Origin of the sequence: Acidisoma sp. (assembly GCF_035492295.1) — a bacterium.
Classification (GTDB): domain Bacteria; phylum Pseudomonadota; class Alphaproteobacteria; order Acetobacterales; family Acetobacteraceae; genus Acidisoma.
The window spans coordinates 1-4,475 of sequence record NZ_DATJJK010000227.1; the positions used below are offsets into that span (position 1 = coordinate 1).

General features: G+C 65.6%; 4 protein-coding genes. All 4 read left to right on the forward strand.

Annotation, left to right across the window (positions count from 1 at the left end):
• Nucleotides 1–277: GTP-binding protein (locus VL752_RS17125; RefSeq protein WP_325357075.1), on the forward strand; the 277-nt coding region annotated here is incomplete at its 5' end.
• Nucleotides 256–1,041 (forward strand): urease accessory protein UreD, encoded by a 786-nt coding sequence (locus VL752_RS17130; RefSeq protein ID WP_325357076.1) that lies wholly within the window; start codon nt 256–258, stop codon nt 1,039–1,041. The genes VL752_RS17125 and VL752_RS17130, both read left to right, overlap by 22 nt.
• A gap of 112 nt (nt 1,042–1,153) precedes the next feature.
• Complete coding sequence (locus VL752_RS17135; protein WP_325357077.1) at nt 1,154–1,807, forward strand: TetR/AcrR family transcriptional regulator; 654 nt, start codon at nt 1,154–1,156, stop codon at nt 1,805–1,807.
• Between the two features lie 99 nt (nt 1,808–1,906).
• A complete protein-coding gene (locus VL752_RS17140; RefSeq protein ID WP_325357078.1) occupies nt 1,907–4,249 on the forward strand; it encodes a penicillin acylase family protein in 2,343 nt (780 codons plus the stop codon).
• Nucleotides 4,250–4,475: the final 226 nt, after the last annotated feature.

Consider the following 4,475-nt stretch of genomic DNA (forward strand, 5'->3'; position numbering starts at 1 on the left):
GTTGTTCGTGATCGACGTGGCGGGCGGGGACGATATTCCCCGCAAGCGTGGCCCGGGTGTCATCCAGGCTGATCTTCTCGTCGTCAACAAGACGGATCTGGCGCCGCATGTCGGCGTCGATCTGCCGCGCATGGCAGAGGAGGCGCGGGCCGTGCGAAAGGGCCGGGCGACGCTGCTGACCAATTGCCGCACCGGCGAGGGCGTGGAGGCGGTCGCGGAAGCGATCTGCGGCGCGGTGCTGTATGGGGCAGGGGCGTGGACGACGGCTGCCAGTTAGACCTCGCCTTCGCCCCCGGCTCGGCCGGCCGCACCCAGCTCGTCCGTCGGCATATCGCCTATCCCTATCACGCGGCCGCCCCGGTGCCGGACGCGGCGGGCGTGTCGCGCCTCGTGCTGCAATCGGTTTCGGGCGGTCTCTATGGCGGGGAGCGGCTCCTTCAGCGGATCCGGGTGGAATCCGGCGCACGGGCGGCGATCTTGCAGCCGGCCGCGACCGTGGTGCGGCGCATGGCAGAGCGGCATGTCGCGCGCCAGGAGATTCGGCTCACGGTCGAGGCGGGCGGGCAGTTCGCCTATCTCGCGCGGCCTCTCATTCTGTTCCCGGGATCGTCCTTGGAGCAGGACATCGCCGTGACGATTGCTCCCGGCGGGCGCCTCTTGCTACGGGATGGATTTCTCGACCATCAGCCCGGCGATCCTGGGCGGGACTGGCGGTTGGCGAGCCGGATTGCCGTGCGGTCCCCTGAGGGTCGCCTGTTGGCAGCGGAGCGCATGAGCCTCGGCCGGGCAGTTCTGGACGCCGGCCGGCCCGGCGTGGCGGCCGGCCATCGCGCCTTCGGCAAGCTCTGGCTGCTCGGTGCGACGGCCGACGAACGGGCGGCCTTGCCGGCGAGCATCCTGGCGGAATGGCCGCCGGAGAGTGCGGTCTATGCCGCCGCCTCCGCTTTGCCAGGTGATTGTGGCCTGGTCATCGCTCTCGGCGCGGTTCACGGCGGCGCGCTGGATGCGGCGATGGACCGGATGACCGTGCTGCTCTCCTGATATCCTGACAGGTCGCGACCGGCCCCTGGGCGATTTCGGGCAATGGGTGCAAGGGCATCCGGTTTCGGGGTAGGATCGCCGAAGACTCGCCGGAGAGAAAGAGGGGCGGCCCTTGGTTGAAACGACAGACAGTCGCGCAGCGGCCTCGCCCAAGGAGAAACGCTCGCGGGGCCGCAAGCCGCGCCCGCGCTCTTCCGAGGTCGCCGATGCGCTACAGCGCGCGGCGCTCGATCTCTTTGCCCGGCAGAACTATTCAACTGTCACCATCAAGGACATCGCCACTGAAACGGGCATCAATTCGGCGCTGATCTATTATTATTTCGGCAGCAAGGAAGAGCTGTTTCTCAAGGCGGTGGAAACGACGGTCGAGGTCGCCTTTCAGAAATTCAACGACGTCAGCGCCGATGCGCAGTCCCCTGTGGAGATCATTTCCTCCTGGATCGAGATTCACATCATCCAGTTCGTCCTGCTGCAGAAGCTCGCCAAGATCAGCCTGGACTATGCCAGCACCCGCAACCGCACGCAGCGCATCGATCGTGCCATCCGTACCTTCTACGACAAGGAATCCGTCGTCCTCGGCCGCGCGATCCGCGAAGGGATCGAGGAGGGCACGTTCCGAGCGGTCGATCCGGAGGCGATGTCGGTCTTCATCTCCACCTTCCTGGACGGCTGCCTCTTCCGCTCCGTCATGTTTCCTCGCTTCAGCCATCGCCGCGCGATCGAGGATATGCGGCGCTTCGTGTTGGAGCACCTGCAGACAACGTAAAGCGTGCTCGCTGCCCTCTGGTTGATCTGACCACCTGTCGCAAGTTGCACCGGTCGGGCCCGCGCGCCATGATCACCCGTCCGAAGCCATGGGTGAGAGATGAACGACGAAGTCCTGTCCCTGCACGGCCTCTCTGCGCCGGTCACGATTTCCGTAGACCGCTGGGGCATTCCCCACATTCGTGCAGAAAACCTGGCCGATCTCTTTTTCGCCCAGGGTTTCAATGCGGCGCGGGACAGGCTTTGGCAGATCGACCTCTGGCGCAAGCGCGGTCTTGGCCTGCTGGCGGCGGATTTCGGCCCCGGCTATTTGGAGCAGGACCGTGCGGCGCGGTTGTTCCTCTATCGCGGCGAGATGGACGCCGAATGGGCGGCCTATGCCCCCGATGCGCAGGATATCTGCACGGCCTTCACGCGCGGCATCAACGCCTATATCGACTTGGTGGAGCGCGAACCTGCGCGCCTGCCCGAGGAGTTCGCCGAACTCGGCACGGCGCCGGCGCGCTGGCAGCCGGAGGATGTGGTGCGCATCCGCAGCCATGCCCTCATGCGCAACGCGATCTCGGAAGTGACGCGCGCCAATGTCATGGCGGCGGCGGGTGCGGAGGCCGATCTCCTGCGCCAGAATCTCGACCCGCCGACGGCGCCCATGCTGCCCGACGGGCTCGATCTCGGCTCCATTCCAATGTCGGTTCTGGACATTTTCAAGCTTGCCTTGGTTCCGGTGCGCTTCACCGCGGATCGGCTGGCCGCCGCATTGGAGGAGGCCGCTGCCTGGCGGAAGGTGACGCCGCTCGGTGAGGTGGTGCGGGAGGTCAATGGCCAGGGTTCGAACAACTGGGTGATCGCGGGCTCCAAGACTGAGACGGGGCGGCCCATCCTGGCGAATGACCCGCACCGCGCCCATGCCGTGCCGTCGCTGCGCTACATCGTCCATCTCACCTGCCCGGAATTCGACGGTATCGGCGCGGGCGAGCCGACGGCGCCCGGCATCATGGCGGGACATAACGGTACCATCGGCTTCGGCCTCACGCTGTTCTTCGGGCCGGACGAAGAAGACGTCTATGTTTACGAGACCCATCCCGAGGACCCCGATCTCTACCGCTACCAGGATGGCTGGGAGCGCATGCGGCTGGTGGAGGAGACGGTTTCGGTCAAAGGCGAGGAGCGCCAGGTACTGCGTCTCAAATTCACCCGCCACGGGCCGGTGATCCATGAGGACGCTGATGCCCGCCGGGCCTATGCCGTCCGCTCCGTCTGGTTCGAGCCGGGGGCTGCGGCCTATCTCGTCAGCCTGTCCTCAATGCGGCGCCGCAACCATGCGGACTTCGCGGCGGACATGCAGCGCTGGGCGGTGCCGGCGGTCAACCAGGTCTATGCAGACACCGCCGGCAATATCGCCTGGGTCGTGGCGGGCTATAGCCCGATCCGTCCGAACTGGGATGGCCTGCTGCCGGTGCCGGGAGACGGGCGCTACGAATGGCACGGCTTCCATCGCGCGGGCCATCTGCCGCATGTGCTCAACCCCGAAGCGGGCTTCATCGCGACGGCGAACGAGATGAACGTGCCCCCTGGCTGGTCGCTGCCGGCAGGGGAGATCGGGCATGAATGGATTGAGTCCTCCCGCGCCAGCCGCATCGCGGAGGCTTTCGCCGAAACGCCGCTGCACTCGGTTGCAACCTCCTGCGCCCTGCAGGCGGATATCCTTTCCGTTCCTGCGCGAAGGTTGTCCCGCCTGTTGGCGCGTCTTGCAAGCGATGACGAGAAAACCGCCGCAGCGCTCGCCCTGCTGCGAGGGTTCGATGGCGCATTGCTGCCCGGCAGCGCGGCCGCGGCGCTTTCGGAAATCTGGCGGACCAAACATCTGAAGCCCGCCGTCTTCGTGGTGGCCGTCGCCGATCCCGCCATTCATGCGCTAATGGGCATCGGGGATGCGGATGCAATTCTTGCCCGTCTGGAGGCGCCCGAAGGTTTCTTTCCGGCACCGGCGGCCGCCGCCCGCGATGCCTTGCTGCTGACGACGCTGTGCCGCGCCTTCGAGACCTGCGGCGACCTGATGGGAAGCGACCCGGCCGCTTGGGCGTGGGGGCGGCTGCACCAGGGCTACTTCGAACATGCCCTGGCTGAATGGCGTGGCACGGATGCGCGCAATGTCGGGCCCCTGCCCATGGGCGGCAGCGAGTCGACACCAATGAACGCGGCCTATCGCCTGACGGACTATCGCGTCACCCTCGGCGCCTCCTTTCGTATGGTGCTCGATGTCGGAGACTGGGATCAGAGCCGCTGCATCAACGCGCCAGGCCAGTCCGGAGATCCGCGCTCGCCTCATTACGGCGATCTGGCCGAGGCGTGGTCCCGTGGTGCCTTCGTGCCGCTGCTCTACAGCGCCGAGTCGGTCGAGGCCGCGACCGCGCGGCGAATCACACTTCAGCCCGGGGTGTGATGGATCCGGTGATGTCGCATGACCCCGGCGTGAAACGTTATGTGTGGGAGATGACGCCCAAGGCCGCCCTGTTCGGCCAGCTTCCTCCATGACTAAAGGAAAATCGTTTAGCGAAAGAATGTTCATCTCAAGAAGTGGTGAGGGATGAGATAAATTGTTCAAAATCTGTCGAATTTTATAAACAATTTGTCATAGAGCGCCCTTCGTTTTAGGGGAGCCTCCTTTA